The organism is Novosphingobium sp. KN65.2, from assembly GCF_001368935.1.
Classification (GTDB): Bacteria; Pseudomonadota; Alphaproteobacteria; order Sphingomonadales; family Sphingomonadaceae; genus Novosphingobium; species Novosphingobium mathurense.
On sequence record NZ_CCBH010000152.1, the window covers coordinates 81,991 to 97,992 of the forward strand.

The 16,002-nt window shown below is 62.9% G+C and carries 13 protein-coding genes and 1 riboswitch; of the genes, 4 read left to right on the forward strand and 9 right to left on the reverse strand.

Translation table 11 applies throughout. The features are described 5' to 3' along the window. Positions 1-16: 16 nt before the first annotated feature. Entirely contained in the window at positions 17-184 is a 168-nt protein-coding gene (locus SPHV1_RS25460; protein ID WP_197277716.1) for a hypothetical protein, read from the reverse strand. A 227-nt stretch (positions 185-411) separates the two neighbouring features. Here SPHV1_RS25460 and SPHV1_RS12165 point away from each other — a divergent pair, with 227 nt between their 5' ends. Beyond that, complete coding sequence (locus SPHV1_RS12165) at positions 412-1,431, forward strand: aromatic ring-hydroxylating dioxygenase subunit alpha (RefSeq protein WP_054946321.1); 1,020 nt, start codon at positions 412-414, stop codon at positions 1,429-1,431. A 65-nt stretch (positions 1,432-1,496) separates the two neighbouring features. On the opposite strand, the gene tenA is transcribed toward SPHV1_RS12165, so the two are convergent. Beyond that, positions 1,497-2,159, reverse strand: coding sequence for a thiaminase II (tenA, locus tag SPHV1_RS12170; RefSeq protein ID WP_054946304.1), 663 nt, complete (start codon positions 2,157-2,159; stop codon positions 1,497-1,499). Positions 2,160-2,174: 15 nt separating this feature from the next. Continuing rightward, positions 2,175-4,349 carry a TonB-dependent receptor gene (locus tag SPHV1_RS12175; RefSeq protein ID WP_054946305.1) on the reverse strand — a complete coding sequence of 725 codons (2,175 nt, stop codon included), beginning with the start codon at positions 4,347-4,349 and terminating at the stop codon, positions 2,175-2,177. Continuing rightward, positions 4,341-4,470: riboswitch (TPP riboswitch) on the reverse strand. Its footprint overlaps the gene before it by 9 nt. A gap of 228 nt (positions 4,471-4,698) precedes the next feature. Here SPHV1_RS12175 and SPHV1_RS12180 point away from each other — a divergent pair. Together SPHV1_RS12180 and SPHV1_RS12185 are read left to right on the forward strand one after the other, a co-directional pair. Next, positions 4,699-6,333: a family 43 glycosylhydrolase gene (locus tag SPHV1_RS12180; RefSeq protein WP_054946306.1), complete on the forward strand. Its 1,635-nt coding sequence runs from the start codon at positions 4,699-4,701 to the stop codon at positions 6,331-6,333. A gap of 121 nt (positions 6,334-6,454) precedes the next feature. After that, complete coding sequence (locus SPHV1_RS12185) at positions 6,455-6,835, forward strand: ribonuclease HI (RefSeq protein ID WP_176168027.1); 381 nt, start codon at positions 6,455-6,457, stop codon at positions 6,833-6,835. A 100-nt stretch (positions 6,836-6,935) separates the two neighbouring features. Here the strand turns inward: SPHV1_RS12185 and SPHV1_RS12190 are convergent, their stop codons facing one another. The 6 genes from SPHV1_RS12190 to SPHV1_RS12215 form a co-directional block, all read right to left on the reverse strand. Then, the gene (locus tag SPHV1_RS12190; RefSeq protein WP_054946308.1) at positions 6,936-8,225 is read right to left on the reverse strand and encodes an O-acetylhomoserine aminocarboxypropyltransferase; all 1,290 of its coding nucleotides are present in this window, start codon (positions 8,223-8,225) and stop codon (positions 6,936-6,938) included. A 337-nt stretch (positions 8,226-8,562) separates the two neighbouring features. Continuing rightward, positions 8,563-10,017 (reverse strand): MFS transporter, encoded by a 1,455-nt coding sequence (locus SPHV1_RS12195; RefSeq protein WP_231634651.1) that lies wholly within the window; start codon positions 10,015-10,017, stop codon positions 8,563-8,565. Further along, positions 10,014-11,705, reverse strand: a complete 1,692-nt coding sequence (locus tag SPHV1_RS12200; protein WP_054946309.1) for a GMC oxidoreductase — start codon at positions 11,703-11,705, stop codon at positions 10,014-10,016. Before SPHV1_RS12200 ends, SPHV1_RS12195 begins: the two co-directional genes overlap by 4 nt. Positions 11,706-11,710: 5 nt before the next feature. Then, positions 11,711-12,343 carry a gluconate 2-dehydrogenase subunit 3 family protein gene (locus SPHV1_RS12205; protein WP_054946310.1) on the reverse strand — a complete coding sequence of 211 codons (633 nt, stop codon included), beginning with the start codon at positions 12,341-12,343 and terminating at the stop codon, positions 11,711-11,713. Beyond that, positions 12,340-13,398, reverse strand: a complete 1,059-nt coding sequence (locus tag SPHV1_RS12210; protein WP_054946311.1) for a sugar phosphate isomerase/epimerase — start codon at positions 13,396-13,398, stop codon at positions 12,340-12,342. Before SPHV1_RS12210 ends, SPHV1_RS12205 begins: the two co-directional genes overlap by 4 nt. A gap of 22 nt (positions 13,399-13,420) precedes the next feature. After that, on the reverse strand, positions 13,421-14,536 hold the full coding sequence (locus SPHV1_RS12215) for a Gfo/Idh/MocA family protein (RefSeq protein ID WP_054946312.1): 1,116 nt from the start codon (positions 14,534-14,536) through the stop codon (positions 13,421-13,423). Positions 14,537-14,716: 180 nt separating this feature from the next. On the opposite strand from SPHV1_RS12215, the gene SPHV1_RS12220 reads away from it, so the two are divergent. Next, positions 14,717-15,943 carry an MFS transporter gene (locus SPHV1_RS12220; RefSeq protein ID WP_369817903.1) on the forward strand — a complete coding sequence of 409 codons (1,227 nt, stop codon included), beginning with the start codon at positions 14,717-14,719 and terminating at the stop codon, positions 15,941-15,943. Positions 15,944-16,002: the final 59 nt, after the last annotated feature.

The following is a 16,002-nucleotide window of genomic DNA, read 5'->3' on the forward strand; positions in this document are numbered from 1 at the left end:
ACGCGCAGATCGCTCATCAAAAATCATCCACACAAAGCACTTGTGCAATCTTCTGAGAAATAAGCGGACAGTCCGCTTCTGGGATGCGTAATTCGGCGGCTGAACCGCACCAATGGTGAAGGCTTTGATAGGCTGGCAAGCCGCCCGTCCACTCTCCTATGCCACGCGCCAGCTCGTTGACCATCCGACGAGATTCATCAGCGAATCTTGACTGGAAAGGGCATTCTAGTTAGCAGATTGCCAAGCCTGGTAGCGAAGCATGTTACATGCTTTGCTTGGGAAGGTAGCGTGAGGGCCAGGCCCGGCGCTGCCATGCTGCAGGCCGCTTTGTCCTTCGGGACGATCCTTCGGGAGGCGGCGCGGTATGCAAAAACATCGTCCCCTCCCATGTCGAAGAACTGGGAGAACCCGATGGCCGATTACGTTCGCAACTTATGGTATATGGCGGCGTGGGATCATGAAATTCCCGATGGCGGCATGCTTTCGCGCACGCTGCTTGGCGAGAAATGGCTGATCGCCAGCCTCTCCGACGGCACGTACGCCATGCTTGCCGATAGCTGCCCGCACCGTTTCGTCCCGCTCAGCAAGGGGAAACTCGAGGCCGATGTCATCCATTGCCCGTATCACGGGCTCGGCTTTGACCGCACTGGAACCTGCGTACATAGTCCTTTCCCGGGACCGCCGCCAGCTCATGTGAGAGCGCGAACGATGCCGGTAATTCTGCGCCATCGCGCCTTGTGGTTCTGGCCCGGCGACCCGAATAAGGCCGACGCTCGCCTCATCCCCGATTTCGGTTTCGTTGACCGCGACGGCATGCAGCGCAGCCATCTTGTGATACAGGGCCATTATGAACTTGTGACCGACAACCTGATGGATCTTACGCACATAGAGTTTCTCCATGTCGAGAGTTTCGGCGTCAACGGTTCGATCTTCGCTGGCCGTCAATCGGTGGTGACCGACGAGAGCGGCGCAATCTGGAACAACTGGGACATGGAAGCTGTCCCGGCCCCGGCATGGGCCGCGCCGATGGTCGCTGACGGTGCGCGAGTTGACCAGTGGTTATACATGCGCTGGCACGCCCCTGCAGCGATGGCGCTCACCGTCGGCCTGTCGCGAACGGGTACAGAACGGCGGGACATGGTAGTGCCGGAAATGGTCAATCCGCACATCATCACGCCCGAGACCTCAACGAGCAGCCACTACTTCTACGATCATGAAGCCACTCGCGAGGCAGAAGTCCTCGCGCGGAAAGTCTTTATCGAAGAGGACGAGCCGATGATCGAAGCGGCGCAACAATCGCTTGGCACACGCGATTTCTGGGATGCACGTCCAGCCATTCTGGAGACAGATGCAGGCGCGATCCGCGCACGCCGGCGCATTATGCAGCTACGCCGGGCCGAGGCTGCCGATGAAGCTCAGGTGGGCAATTGATGCTTGCTTAGGGGCAAGCAGATGAACGTCGGCGCCAATTCGAAGCCGACGTTCATCAGAGCCGCTCAGATCGGCCAGGTCTCGCGCCGGTAGGCGGAATCCCAGAACATCCATTCATAGCGCGTGGCGATACGAAAGGCCGTTTCCATTGCAGCGCGGGTCGCCGGGGTGGCGTTGGCGGCGGCCTCGTCCACCAGCGCGCGCACGCGGGCTGTGGCCTCGCCGAAGGAGGGGGCCGCGTAAGTGTCGATCCAGGCGGCGTAGGGATTGGGCGAGGCGGCACGCGGCTTGATGTCGCAGCCGACTTCCCAGTAGACCCAGAAGCAGGGCAGGACGCCCGCGATCAGTTCCTCGTAGCTGCGCGTCGCGGCAAGGCTGGCGAGGTAGCCGGTGTAGCCAAGGCAGGCGGGCGTCGCCTCGGCCTCGCGCGCCATTTCTGGAGTGACGCCGAACTGCGCGAAGAAGGCCTGATGCAGCGCCTCTTCCACCTGCACCGCGACCTTGGCGCCATCCGAAAATTCGAGCCGTCCGGCAGCCGTCGGCGCGCGGGCGGAGGCGATCGCCAGCACGCGGGCATATTCGGCGAGGTAGAGGCTGTCCTGCAGCATGTAGTGCCGGAAGCTTTCGGGCGGAAGCGAACCGTCGGCCAGTTCCGCAAGGAAAGGCTGGGCAAGGATCGCGCGGCGCAGCGGGGTCACGTCCTGCCAGATCGTGTCGCAGAAGCTCATGGGCTCGTCCTTCCCTCAGAAACGGTGGGTGGCGCCGACGCCGAACTGGCGGCCGGAGTTGATCGTGAAGCTGTCGAACGGGCCGTCGGGACCAAGGCCAAGGAGCAGCGGCAACTGCTGCTGGCCGAACGCGGAGATCGCCCATCGCTTGTCAAAGAGGTTCTTCGCCCAGACCTCAAGGCTCCACGGACCGAAGTCGACGCCGACCCTGCCGTCGACCGAAGCATATCCGGGCGTATGCAGGATATTGTCGATCTCGAAGTCCACGCGCGAGACGTACGCGACGCTGAGGCGCGCGTCGACCTTGGTGGGTCCGGCATCGCCCTGCCAGCCGATCCCCCCGTTCAGCGTCCAGTCGGGGGCATTGGGCGTGCGATTGCCGGTAAGGTCGATCGTCGCCGGTTCGCCGGGTTCGGGCGTGGGATTGGGCGTGGTGTAGCGACCGACGCGGCTGTGCGTCCATGCCGCGGCACCATCGAGGCGGAAGCCGAGGCCGAGTTCGGCCTGCGCCGAAGCTTCCAACCCGTGGACGTCCACCTTGGGCACCGAGAGCACCACCGAATTGCCGAGGAAGACGGTGTTCTGGAAATTGCTGTAGTCGGTGACGAAGCCCGCCAGCGCCAAGCGCACGCGCCCGCCGGCGAGGCGCCCCTTGACGCCCGCTTCCAGCGACTTGACGGTTTCCGCCGCAAAGTTGGCGGTCCAGATGTCCGAGGCGCCGGGAAGCGGGTTGAAGCCGCCCGCCTTGAAGCCGACGCTGCCGGTGACATAGGCGGTGAAGTCCTGCGTCGGGTGCCAGGCCAGCGAGACCTTGGGCTGCCACTTGTCGAATGTCTTCGCGCGGCGGGCGTAGATTGTCGCGGTATCGGTGCCGACGGTGTCTTCCTTGCGGCGGTCGCGGTCGTAACGAAGGCCCAGCGTTGCCTCGAGCGAGGGCAGCACGTCGTAGCTGGCCTGAGCGAAGAGGCCGATCTGGTTGGAGCGGGTCTCGGCGCGCTGCGGCTCGGCACCGAAAAGGAGCGGGCCGAAATCATCGGTCCGGTCGCGTTCGAGACGCTGGAAGAAGAAGCCCGCGTGCCAGCGCAGGGGCCCGGCCCCTTGCGATGTCAGGCGCAGTTCGCTGGTCCATGCCTCGATGTCGACCGGCTGCGAGATGGGCTGGATACCGTTCGGGAACAGCGGCACGCCGCCCAGCGTAACGGGAGTATCGTGGCGAAAATCCAGTTCCTCGACGAAGTCCTTGTGGTAGCTGTCGTAACCACCCGACCATGTGAGCATCAGGGCATCGCCCAGTTCCTGCTCGAAGGTCGCCTGGGCACCCCACCACTCACGCGATGCACGGCCCTCGAAATCGCCCTGCGGATCGGTAAGGATCGCACCGGAAAGCCGCCCGCCGTTGCGGCCCGTGACGTTCTCGGACGAGATGTAGGCCGCGCCGCCTTCCTCGTTCGCCCACCCGATCCGCAGCTTGAGCGTGCTCGTTTCGGAGGTTGCAATGTTGGCTTTCAGGCGCAGGTTGCGGCTGATGAAGCCGTCGACCTTCCTGTCGAGGTAGCTGTTGCGAATGAAGCCGTCGCTGTTGCGATAGGAGCCCGCGAGGCGCAGTTGCACCCTGTCCGAAACCGGCGCGTTGACCACGCCGTCCGCCGTCCAGGTAAAGCCATTGCCCATCCCGAGCGAGGCCATGCCGCCCGCAACGTCGGAGGGGTCGTTGGTGGCGATGTTCACAGCGCCGCCCGATGCCGAGCGTCCGAAGAGCGCGCCCTGCGGGCCTTTCAGGATTTCGACGCGCGCGACATCGTACGTGCGCAGGGTAAAAAGCTCGGAATCGGCAAGCGCCAGGCCGTCCACCACGTAGGCGATCGACGGCGACTGGTTGCGGTTGGTCGAAACGCCGCGCACCGTTATCATGTTGGTGCCGGGGTCCTGATCGTTGATCATGAACACGCCGGGCGTCGCGGCGACGAACTCGTCGATGGTGGTCAGCTTGCGGCGGACGATGTCGTCCTGCGTGAACACGGTCACGGTATCGGGCACTGCGATCTGCGCCTCGGGCCGACCGCGTGCAGTGACGACGATAGGGTCTTCGCTGGCCGCTTCCTCAGCGTGCGCAGGGGCGAGCATGCCCATGGAGAGGCCGGCGCCGAGCACCGTGAAAATGGCAGACGAACGTGTGGCTTGGCGTCGCATTGTCCCTATTCCTCCGCCGGCATGAACCGGATCAGGTTCGCGGGTTTGCGGACTGGACGCCGGAATGCGCCGCGATCCACCTCTCAGCCCTGACAGCGCCAGGACACCCCGTGGGTTGTTCAAGTGAGCGCGCTTAGAAAAACGGTGCGCGAGCGTCAATCGCGGCCGACCATTCATTTCGGCAATGATCTGGCAGAATAAAGGCGACCATCCAGACGCTGCATTCGCTGGACAAGCCAACCGATTCGCCCTGAACATTGCGACGCGCATCGGTGAATATCCATGAAGCGGCTTGCAACCCTCACCCCTCCCGTTACTGGAAGACAAATTCTAATAATTGGAGGGATGAATGGAGTCTCGCCGCGATGCAATCAAACTTGCGCTTGCCGGCACTGTCCTGGTGTCAGGTGCCAGTCGCGTAGAGGCCGCCGGACCCGATCCCGCAGGCGATACATGCAAGGCTTCAGGCCCCAAGTGGCCTCGAGGCATCGAAGGCCAGCGCAAGGCCGACCTCGGCGACGGCCGGTTCCTCAACCCGGTGCTTGCCGGAGACTATCCCGACCCGTCGGTGCTCAAGGACGGCGAAGACTACTACATGACGCATTCGTCGTTCGACGCAGCGCCGGGTCTGCTGATCTGGCATTCGCGCGATCTGGTGAACTGGCGCCCGCTCGGCCCCGCGCTGGCAAGGCCGCTGGGCACGGTCTTCGCCGTAGACATCGCGAAGCACGGCGACCGCTATTTCATCTACATTCCCTTCATGAAGGCGCCCTGGTCGCCGCCGCTTGCCAGCTTCGCGAACATCTACGTCATCCACGCGCCTTCCATGGAAGGGCCGTGGAGTGACCCCATCGATCTGGGCATCGGCGGGTTGATCGATCCGGGTCACGTTGTCGGCGAGGACGGCCACCGCTACCTGTTCTTCAACGACGGCAAGCGCGTCCGCCTCACGCCTGACGGTCTTGCAACGGCGGGACCGGTCGAGACGGCCTACGAGGCCTGGCGCTATCCCGACGACTGGATCACCGAAGCCTGGTCGCCCGAGGGACCCAAGCTGTTCCGTCGCGGCGCCTGGTTCTATCTCGTCAACGCCGTCGGCGGGACCAGCGGACCGGCCACCGGACACATGATCGTCGTCGCGCGCTCGAGATCGGTCAACGGCCCCTGGGAGCATTGCCCGCACAACCCGATCGTTCGGACGCGCTCGGCGGACGAACTGTGGTGGTCGCGCGGCCACGCGACATGCGTCGAAGGCCCCGACGGACGCTGGTTCATGGTCTACCACGGCTACGAGAACGGGTATCAGACGCTTGGGCGGCAGACATTGCTCGAGCCGATCGAATGGACGCCGGACGGCTGGTTCCGCGCAGCCGGAGGAGACCTATCGCAGCCGCTGCGCAAGCCCGCCGGTCTGGCGCAGACGCACGGCATGGCGCACTCGGACTCCTTCCGGGTTACTGCGCTGGGCCGGCTCTGGAGCCTCTACGCCAGCGCACCCGACGAGGTGGCGCGGGTCGTCGTGGCGGACGGCCAGCTGACCCTTGCGGGCAAGGGCACGGGGCCTGCCGACAGTTCGCCGCTTACGCAGCAGGTGGGCGACCGCGCCTACGAGATCGAGGTCGAACTGGAGCTTACCGGCGAGGTGCAGGGCGGCCTTCTGCTCTTCTTCGACGATCGCCTGTTTCTTGGCATGGGCATCGACGGCCAGCGGATGACGACCTATCGCGGCGGCAAGGCGTCCTACTGGCCCGAGCCTGCGCCCGCCGTGCGGCACATGCACATGCGCATCTCCAACCGGGACCAGGTCGTCACCTTCTACTACAGTCTCGACGGCAAGGCCTGGACCCGCCACGCCGTGCGGACCTACGTATCCGGTTACAATGCGAATACGGTCGACAATCTGCTCAGCCTGAGACCGGCGCTGTTCGCTTCCGGTCAGGGAAAGGTTGCCTTCAGGTCATTCAGATATCGAGCTTTGGGCTAACCGCTGGCGCTGACCAAACGGCCGCGAAAGGAGGCTTCGGCAAAGGGGGTGGTCCCGGAAACGCGGTGCCATGCATCCTTGGCAGGTGTCGCGCGCGCCGATGGGATGATACGCTGCAATCATGAAACGCAGGCTCAAGGTATTCTTCGACGGTGGTTGTCGCCCCAACCCGGGCTTTATGGAAGCCGCAGTGGTAGTGCGCGGTCAGGCGCAGTTCTTCGACGATTTGGGAACGGGGTCCAACACGGACGCTGAATGGCTGGCCTTGCTCTTCGCGATCAAATTGGCTCAAGAACTCGGAGAGCGGAATGTCGAATTTGTCGGCGATTCCCTGGACGTGACCCGGCAGGCCAACTTCGCGGCGTCGACCGGGCAAGCTCGGTCGGACCATGCAGCCGCGTTCCTTTCACTTATTGAGCAATATCGGCCCGGAAGAATCCGTTGGATCAAGCGCGAGCAGAACCTTGCCGGAATCGCGCTCGATGCCCGGCGCGGATGGTAGCACCGACTGCGCCGACGCCGCGGTCGTTGACGGCCACGGCTCCGCGCTGACAGGCCGGTTTGCACCGTCCTGTCAGCCAGAAGAATTGCCGGCGTGAAAATCAGATACTGCTCAGCCCCGTTTCGAGGTCTGCAATGATGTCGTCGATATGCTCGATGCCAACCGATATACGCACGACGTCCGGGCCCGCCCCGGCAGCAATGAGTTCGTCACCTTCAAGCTGGCTGTGCGTGGTCGAGGCGGGGTGGATGATGAGCGAGCGCGTATCGCCGATATTGGCAAGGTGGCTGAACAGCTTGACACTGGAAACCAGCTTCACGCCCGCCTCAAATCCGCCTTTCACCCCGAAGGTGAAGACCGCCCCTCCCCTGCCGCCGAGGTATTTGTCGGCAAGGGGCTTGTAACGATTGCCCTCAAGCCCGGCATAGGAAACCCATTCGATCTTTTCGTGCTGTTCGAGCCATTTTGCGACCGCCAGTGCGTTGTCACAATGTCGCTCCATACGCAGTGCCAGCGTCTCCATGCCGGTGAGCGCAAGCCATGCGTTCTGCGGTGCCATGGCCGGCCCCAAGTCACGCAAGCCAAGAACGCGGCAGGCGATGATGAAAGCAATGGGACCGACCGGCTCCAGCGCATCGACAAGGACCGCTCCGTGATATGAACCGTTCGGCTGCGTCAGGCTGGGAAACTTGTGCGCTTGCGCCTTCCAGTCGAAACGCCCGGAATCGACGATCACGCCGCCGACGGAATTGCCATGCCCGTTGAGGAACTTGGTCGTCGAGTGGGTTACTATGTCGGCCCCATGCTCGAATGGGCGACACAGCATCGGGCTGGCCATCGTATTGTCGACGATCAGGGGAACGCCGCCTTCATGGGCGATGTCTGCAATGGCCGCGATGTCGGTCACTACGCCGCCGGGGTTGGCAAGGCTCTCGATGAAGACGCAGCGAGTCTTTTCGTCGATCGCGGCGCGGACATTCTCAGGATCGTCTACATCGACGAAGCGGGTTTCCCAGCCGAACTTACGGAACGCTTCGCCCATCTGGTTGAGCGAACCGCCATACAGCCTGCGCGCGGCGACGATATTGCAACCCGGTTCCATCAAGGTGTGAAACGCCACCAACTGCGCCGCGTGGCCGCTTGCCACGCCGAGCGCGCCGACACCTCCCTCAAGTGCTGCGATCTTCTTCTCCAGCACGTCGTTTGTGGGATTCATGATCCGCGAATAGATGTTACCGAACTGCTTCAGCGCGAACAGATCCGCGGCATGTTCGGCACTGTCGAACACATAGCTAGCCGTCTGGTAGATGGGAGTGATCCGGGCATTGGTTGTCGGATCGGGTTCGCACCCGGCATGCACGGTCATCGTTTCAAGTTTCAGGTCGGCCATCTTTTATCCCATCCGGTATGTTATCGAGGATGGGAATAGCGGGTATCACGCCGCACGGACCATATCCATCTCGGGTTCACTCACACGAGGACATGACAGATTCGATTGATCGGTCCAGGTCAAGAACACCCTCTGTGCGGCTGTGAATGGCCGTTGCGTTATACGCTCGCTTCGTTGGCGGAGCCGGAAAAGCGTCTTCCAGATCAAAAGCCTGAAAACTTGCCATTCGCCCGCAGTTCAGTTGGGCCGACGGCAGCCGCCCACTACCGCGCCGGCGATCCAAGCAGGTATCTCAAAGTCAGGCGCCAAGGGCGCCGACTTGGAACCTAATTTCCGGTCAAGCGTCGTGCTCGGGGAACAATGGGGCAGGAAGGCGAATGGCCAGGACGAGACACCCGAGCAACAGAGCCACGATCACAAATATGGCCGGCAGGACCTGTCCCACCTCTCCTGCCTGCGCGCTCGCGAAAAAGGCGGTGCCGACTATCGCCACGCCAAGAGCCATCCCCAGTTCCTGCACCGTCTTTATCAGCCCGCTGGCCGCGCCTGCATGCTGCCGGTCGACACGAGCAAGGATCACCGGGGTCAACGGGCCATTGGTCATACCCATCCCTGCGCCTGCCAGCGCAAGGCAGCCAAGCACCCACCAGCCCTGTCCGCCCGTTGCGATCCAACCAAGCGTACCGGCCGAGAACAAGGCCATGCAGGTAACCCCGCCAACAAGGACCCACTTGCCATGGCTGGCAATCAGCTTGCGCCCCAGGAAGGCAATGCCAATCATGACCCCGACACTGAATGGAATGTGCAGGAGGCCAGTCTGAAGCGGCGAGTATCCCAAAATCTTCTGCACGCCGAAGGCGAATACGAAAAGGAAGCCACTCGTCGAAGTACCGAAAAGCAATGCCAGCATCAGGCCCATAGGGAACTGCTTCTGGGAAAAGAGTTCGGGGTGGAACATGCTGGCAGCGCCGCGTTCGGTCCTCTGCTGCGTCCGCCGCCACACCAGCAACAGCAGGACCGGCGCAGCCAGAAGAAGCGCGAAGTGCCAGGGTTGCCAGCCGAGGTCGCTCCCGCGTACGAGCGGGAACAGCAGACTTGCCATACCCGCCGCGAACATGAGGGTTCCCCAACCGTCGATGCCGCGGGCATGTTCGGAGCGAGCCTTGGGCAAAAGCTTCCAGGCAACGATCAAGGCGATCATGCCTACCGGCGCATTGATGAGGAAGACACTGCGCCAGCCGAGCCCGAAGAGGTTGGCGTGAATGAGCAGGCCACCGATGATCGGCCCGGCGATGGCGGAAAGACCGCCTATCACGCCAACCCAGGCCAATTTTGCAACGCGTTCCAGAGGCTCGAACAGGACCTGGATCAAGGCCATGACCTGCGGTGCCATCATCGCCCCGGCACAGCCCTGCGCCACGCGCGCGGCAATCAGTTGTTCGGGACTTGTCGAAAGACCGCACAGGACCGAAGCCAGCGTAAAGCCGGCCACGCCCCCGATGAACAGACGGCGATAGCCCAGCGCATCACCCAAACGGCCGCCCAGCATCAGGAGCAGCGCAAAGGCAAGCGAGTACCCGGCCGACACCCATTGCGCTTCGGCGGCAGCTGAACCGAAATCCTTTTCGATCACGGGCAGGGCCGTGTTGACGATGGTAACGTCGACGATTTCCAGGACCAGCGCCACCATCAGGGTCAGGTAGGCAAGGGTCTTCTGGCGATCGGTCAGGTTTCCGGCGGTATCTTCTACGCTCTGGTGCACCGCAAGCGGCGGCGACGCAACTTCGGTCAAATGACGCCTTCCTTGAGCATCTTCACTGCCGCGTCGCAGGCTCTTGCAGTGAGGGCCATGTACGTAAGCGAGGGATTCTGGCAGGCAGACGAACTCATCTGTGCGCCATCGGTCACGAACAGGTTCGCCACGTCGTGGGACTGGCTCCAGCGGTTGAGGACCGAAGTCTTCGGATCCCAACCCATGCGTGCACCGCCCATTTCATGGATGGCAGTGCCACCATGGCCGGGCTGGTCGAAGCCCATGACCACGTGCGCTCCAGCAGAATTGAGCATGGCCGCAGCCTCTTTCTTGGCGTCGGCGAGTGCTGCGAGCTCTTCCTTGCCGTGGGCGAATGCAATCTCAAGCTGCGGCACGCCGCGCGGATCGAGACGCTTGCTGAGGGTCAGACGGTTGCTGGCCCGCGGCATGGAATCGGCGAAGACGACAAGCACCATCGACCAGGGACCGATCTTGTGGAGCTCTTCCTTGAAGTCCTCTCCAATGCCCGGCATGCGCTTGCCGCGCGTCCAGGTACCCTGCAGGGCGCCGCCCTGGAATGAGTATCCGCGGGTGAAGCCGTCACCATCCAGCTTGTCCAGGTTGCGGAATCGGGGAATCACGATACCGGTCGGCCGGTTCCCGAAGCTGGTCCTGTCTTCGAAACCGGGCACGACGGCCATCGCCGCCATGGTATTGGCATGATCCATGATGTGCGTGCCCAATACACCGCTCGAATTGGCAAGACCGTTGGGCATGGTCTCGCTTGCAGAATTGAGCAGGACGTGCACCGAGTTGAAGGCACCGGCGTTGAGGAAGACAATGCGCGAGCTGGCCCGCTTACGCTCGCTGGTCTTGGTGTCGATCCAGTGAACGGCGCTGACGCGTCTGGTCTGGGCATCATATTCCAGCTTCGTGACCTGCGCGTCGGTTACAACAGTCAACAGGCCGGTCTTCTTCGCAGCCGGAAGCGTTGCCGACTGGGTCGAGAAATAGGCGCCGTAGGAGCAACCGCGCGCGCAGATCGAACGATACTGGCAATGCGCCCGGCCCTGTTCGGGACGGGCCTCTGTCAGGTTTGCGGTGCGGCCGATGGTGATCAAGCGATCGGGATACTTCGCAAGGATACGCTCACGCAGGGCAGCCTCGACGCAGTTGAGCTCCATCGGCGGGAGGAACTTGCCGTCGGGTAGCTGGGGCAGCCCTTCATGCGAGCCGGAAACACCGACGAAGTCCTCGACCATGTCGTACCACGGAGCGAGATCGGCGTAACGGATCGGCCAATCGGTGCCGAAGCCGTCGCGCTTGTTCGCGCCGAAATCGTAGTCAGACCAGCGATAGCACTGGCGTCCCCAGGTCAGCGAACGCCCGCCGAGCTGGTAGGAACGGAACCAGTCAAAATCGCTCCCCTTCGCCTTCTGGTAAGGCTGGTCGGCATCGTTGACGAAGTGATCCTGCGTGAATTCGGTGAAGTGCCGGTTGAGCATCTGCACCGAGTATTCACGATTGTAGAGCTCGGTATCGCCAACGCCGCGGAACGGCATTTCCCAAGGCGCCTTGGTCTCGTTCTCGTAGTCGACCTGATGCTCGATCTTGCGCCCGCGTTCGAGCATGAGCACCTTGAGGCCCGCTTCGGTCAGCTGCTTGGCAGCCCAGCCTCCGGTGATGCCCGAGCCGACGACGATCGCATCAAATTGCAGATTTTCCATTGTTATCAGCCGAAATCCACCGCAGTCCAGTCACTTGAGAAGGCCCTGTCGCCGGGCTGTATCGGAATATCGGGCTCCCACTTGCCCGGCACGAGTTCGTACCGCAGCTCCTGCGATCCGCCGACTTCGCTGGTGTAGTAACCAGTCAGGATCAGTCCCTTGATCGCGACCCAGGGCGAATATTCCGCGCCTCGGGCCATGGCTTCGCCGTCGATCGCGGTCAGCAGGCGCAATTGCTCATCCTGGCCGCGACGCAAAAAATCGCCTCCCGCGGCATGATCGAGCCGGCTCTCCAGCCAGTCAAGGTGACTCAGGGACCCGTCTCGGCGGCGGAATGGCGCGAGGGCAGGCGTTATCACGCCCGTTGCCACTGGATCGCGCGTGCCCGAAAGCCCGTGTGCCAGGGCGAGAATGACGAAATCGCCGACGCCAACTTCGGCAGCGCCAGGAGTATCGGTCTTCGGAATCACCAGCTCGGACACTTCGGCGATAAGCTTGCGCTGGCGATCGCTCGGCGCGTCGGCCGCATCAAGGTCGGTAAGCTTGACCGCTGCGGCCGGGATGCCCAAGGCAAGCGCCAAAAGTGCCGCCCCCCCGGCGAAGTCGCGCCGGGTCCAGCCGGAAGACGTGCCGCTCATGCGCCGATTCCCATGATCCGTGCATTGACCTCGCGGTCGCTGCCGCTGTCCGCGAAATCGTCGAAGGCTTTCTCGGTCACGCGAATGATGTGATCGGCGATGAAGGGTGCCCCTTCGGCCGCACCGGCTTCGGGATGCTTGAGCGCGCATTCCCACTCAAGCACGGCCCACCCGCCAAAATCGTACTGCGCCATCTTCGAAAAGATCTGTGCGAAATCGACCTGCCCGTCGCCCAGCGACCGGAAGCGCCCCGGTCGATCGACCCACGACTGGTAACCGCCATAGACGCCCATGCGCCCCGAGGGACGGAATTCGGCATCCTTGACGTGAAAGCACTTCACGCGCTCGCGATAGATGTCGAGGAACGCCAGGTAATCGAGCTGTTGCAGCACGAAGTGCGAAGGATCGTAGAGAATGTTCGCACGCGGGTGATTGCCAACCCGCTCAAGGAACATCTCGAAGGTTGCGCCGTCATGCAGATCTTCGCCCGGATGGATTTCGTAGGCGAGATCGACGCCGTTCTCGTCGAAGGTATCGAGGATCGGCTTCCAGCGGCGAGCCAGTTCGTCAAAGGCGTCCTCGACCAGGCCTGCCGGACGCTGCGGCCAGGGATAGACGTAGGGCCATGCCAGCGCGCCCGAGAAACTGGCGTGGGCATTCAGGCCGAGCCGCCTGCTTGCCTTTGCGGCAAGCGTGAGCTGTTCGACCGCCCATTCCTGCCGGGCCTTGGGGTTGCCGCGGACATGCTCTGCCGCGAATCCGTCGAACTGCACGTCATAGGCAGGATGAACCGCCACAAGCTGGCCCTGCAGATGCGTCGAAAGCTCGGTGATCGCCAGTCCCTTCGCGGCAAGCGAGCCCTTCACCTCGTCGCAATAGTCCTGGCTTTCGGCAGCCTTGGCCAAGTCGAACAGGCGCGCGTCCCAGCTCGGGATCTGCACGCCCTTGTACCCCAGCGAGGCGACCCAGTCGCCAATCGCATCGAGCGAATTGAACGGTGCTTCGTCCCCGGCGAACTGGGCAAGGAAAATGGCCGGACCCTTGATCGTCTTCATGGCAGTTCTCTCTGTTGTATCGTCAGGCCGGAAAATCGATCCAGCCAAGCTCTTCCCGGCTGGCACGCACGGCAAGGTCAATCAGTTGCATGCCGCGCAGGCCATCGGCCATGCCCGGCACCAGCGATCCCGGATCACCGCGCAACTGCTTGGCGAAATCGCGGTAGAGGTTGGCGAAAGCCTCCAGATAGCCCTCCGGATGGCCGCCCGGCGTGCGGCTGGCGGCAACAGCTGCAGCGCCCAGCCCCGGATCGCCGGCCTGAACCAGCTCGGTACGGCCATCGAGGTGATAGAGAGCAAAGGCATTGGGGCTTTCCTGTCGCCAGTCGATACCCCCCTTCTCGCCATAGACGCGAATGCGCAGGCCATTGCGTTCACCGACCGAGATCTGGCTGGCGAGCAGCGCGCCGCGCGCACCGTTCTCGAAGCGCAGAAGGATCTGACAATCGTCGTCGAGGACGCGCCCCGGCACCACGGCGCCGAGATCGGCCATGATGCGCGTGACCTTGAGACCGGTCACGAATTCGGCGAGCTGGAAAGCGTGGACGCCAATGTCGGCGATGCACCCGCCGATCCCGGCCCGGCCGGGATCGACCCGCCATTCGGCCTGCTTGCCTTCGGCTTGCTGCGCCAGCCAGCCTTGCGGATATTCGACAATGACCTTGCGGATCTGGCCCAGATCGCCGGCAGCGATGCGCGCCCGCATCTCACGCACGAGCGGGTAGCCCGAATACGTGTAGGTCAGCGCGAAAGGCAGACCGGCGGAAGCGACCAGTTCGGCCATCTCGATCGCCTCGTCCAGCGTTGCGGTCGCCGGCTTGTCGCAGATGACAGGCAATCCGGCCTGCAGCGCAGCGCGCACAGCCGGAAGGTGATGATGATTGGGCGTGGTAACCGCAACGAAGTCGATGCCGTCTTCGCGCGCGGCTTCTTCTCGCAGCATGGTCGCGACATCGGGATAGGCGCGGGCCGGCTCGATCCGATAGGATTCGCCAGCCTTGCGCGAGCGTTCGGGATCGCTGCTGAAAGCACCGGCGACGAGCTCGATCTCGCGATCAAGCTCTGCTGCGATTCGATGCACGGGACCGATAAATGCGCCGGGACCGCCGCCAATCATGCCCATCCGCAATCGGGACATTGCGAGAATTCCTCCCCATCTGCCATTAGGTTTGAAATGTCTGTTCTAATTGCTGTCGGGGTGATCGGTCAAGCCCATGAGTCGCGCGTGAACTGGATTGACCGATCGGCGAAAGGCCAGTAGCCGATAGAAATTCGAATTCTAATACACGCTGCCGCAATGGCACGGAGTGGGAGTGGAATGACACCGATTCGCCGCTTTTTCAGCAATCTCACGATGAAGCCCCAGGGAATCACCCTGGTCGCTGCCGGCTTTCTGCCGATCTTCGCGATCGTCTCGATGTTCCCGATTGTGGCAGCGATGATCCAGCATTTCCGCACCGATCCCGATGCCGCCACCAAGGTGCCGATGATGGTCACCGCCCCGGGCCTGACCATCGCCATCCTCGCGCCTTTCGCCGGCTTCTTCGTCGACCGCTTCGGCCGGCGCCGGCTGCTTCTGTTCTGCACCTTCTTCTACGGCGTCTTCGGCACGGCACCTTTCTTCCTCGACGATCTCGACCATATCTTCGCCTCGCGCCTGGCGCTGGGGGTGTGCGAGGCTGGCATCCTGACCATCGTCAACACGCTCATCGCCGATTACTGGGACGAGAAGGGACGCCATAACTGGCTTTTCCTGCAAGGTCTCGTCGGCCCCTTCCTCGCCTCGGGTGTGATTCTCCTGTCAGGTCTTGTCGCATCGGTGCGCTGGAACGGCGGCTTTCTGGTCTACCTCGTTGCCTTCCCGATCTACTTCGCCATGCTCGCCTGCCTCTACGAACCCAAGCGCTCGGGTCAGGATCAGGAAGCAGAAAAGACGGCCAAGCCTCTCGCCGGCGAGCAGCGTCGCCCCTTCCCGCTCGGCCATGCGCTGGCGGTTGCGGCCATGACCTTCTTCTCGGCCGCGCTCTACTACGTCTTCATCGTCAATGGCAGCATCGCCTTCGGCGAAGTCGGCGTGAGCGACCCGGCAGCGGTCAGCAAGATCACCTTCCTGCCCAGCCTCTTCGTCATGCTCGGCGCAGTGATCTTCCGCGTCATGGCGTCGCGCCCGAATGCGGTGCAGCTTGGTACCTTCCTGTTCATTCTCGGCTCGGGTCTGGCCATCATCGGCCTTGCGCGTACCCCGGCCGAAATGGTCGTGGGCCTTGCCATCCAGCAGACCGGCGCGGGCATGACCGTCCCCACACTCATCGCCTGGGCCCAGACCCGCTTTCCCTTCGAGCACCGCGGCACCGGTATGGGCATCTGGACCGGTGCCTTCTTCTTCGGCCAGTTCGCCTCGCCCTGGTTCGTGCACAAGTTCAACCTTGCCAGCGGAACGATGCAGGGTGCCTTCCTCCTTGCCGGCAGTTTGGCGCTGGCGGTGATGATCGGCATTTTTGCGCTGTTCGCCAGCGGCCGTGCCCGCCGCCCCGAACTGGCCTGAGCCCTGCCCCATTGCGCATGGCCTATCAGCTGGCAGAAACCGGATTGCCGCGATGAAAT

Coding starts and splice junctions, on each gene's coding strand:
- SPHV1_RS12220 (WP_369817903.1), top strand. CDS start 14,717: ATGACACCGATTCGCCGCTTTTTCAGCAATCTCACGATGAAGCCCCAG.
- SPHV1_RS12205 (WP_054946310.1), bottom strand. CDS start 12,343: ATGAGCGGCACGTCTTCCGGCTGGACCCGGCGCGACTTCGCCGGGGGG.
- SPHV1_RS12165 (WP_054946321.1), top strand. CDS start 412: ATGGCCGATTACGTTCGCAACTTATGGTATATGGCGGCGTGGGATCAT.
- SPHV1_RS12215 (WP_054946312.1), bottom strand. CDS start 14,536: ATGTCCCGATTGCGGATGGGCATGATTGGCGGCGGTCCCGGCGCATTT.
- SPHV1_RS12185 (WP_176168027.1), top strand. CDS start 6,455: ATGAAACGCAGGCTCAAGGTATTCTTCGACGGTGGTTGTCGCCCCAAC.
- SPHV1_RS12180 (WP_054946306.1), top strand. CDS start 4,699: ATGGAGTCTCGCCGCGATGCAATCAAACTTGCGCTTGCCGGCACTGTC.
- tenA (WP_054946304.1), bottom strand. CDS start 2,159: ATGAGCTTCTGCGACACGATCTGGCAGGACGTGACCCCGCTGCGCCGC.
- SPHV1_RS25460 (WP_197277716.1), bottom strand. CDS start 184: ATGGTCAACGAGCTGGCGCGTGGCATAGGAGAGTGGACGGGCGGCTTG.
- SPHV1_RS12175 (WP_054946305.1), bottom strand. CDS start 4,349: ATGCGACGCCAAGCCACACGTTCGTCTGCCATTTTCACGGTGCTCGGC.
- SPHV1_RS12190 (WP_054946308.1), bottom strand. CDS start 8,225: ATGGCCGACCTGAAACTTGAAACGATGACCGTGCATGCCGGGTGCGAA.
- SPHV1_RS12200 (WP_054946309.1), bottom strand. CDS start 11,705: ATGGAAAATCTGCAATTTGATGCGATCGTCGTCGGCTCGGGCATCACC.
- SPHV1_RS12210 (WP_054946311.1), bottom strand. CDS start 13,398: ATGAAGACGATCAAGGGTCCGGCCATTTTCCTTGCCCAGTTCGCCGGG.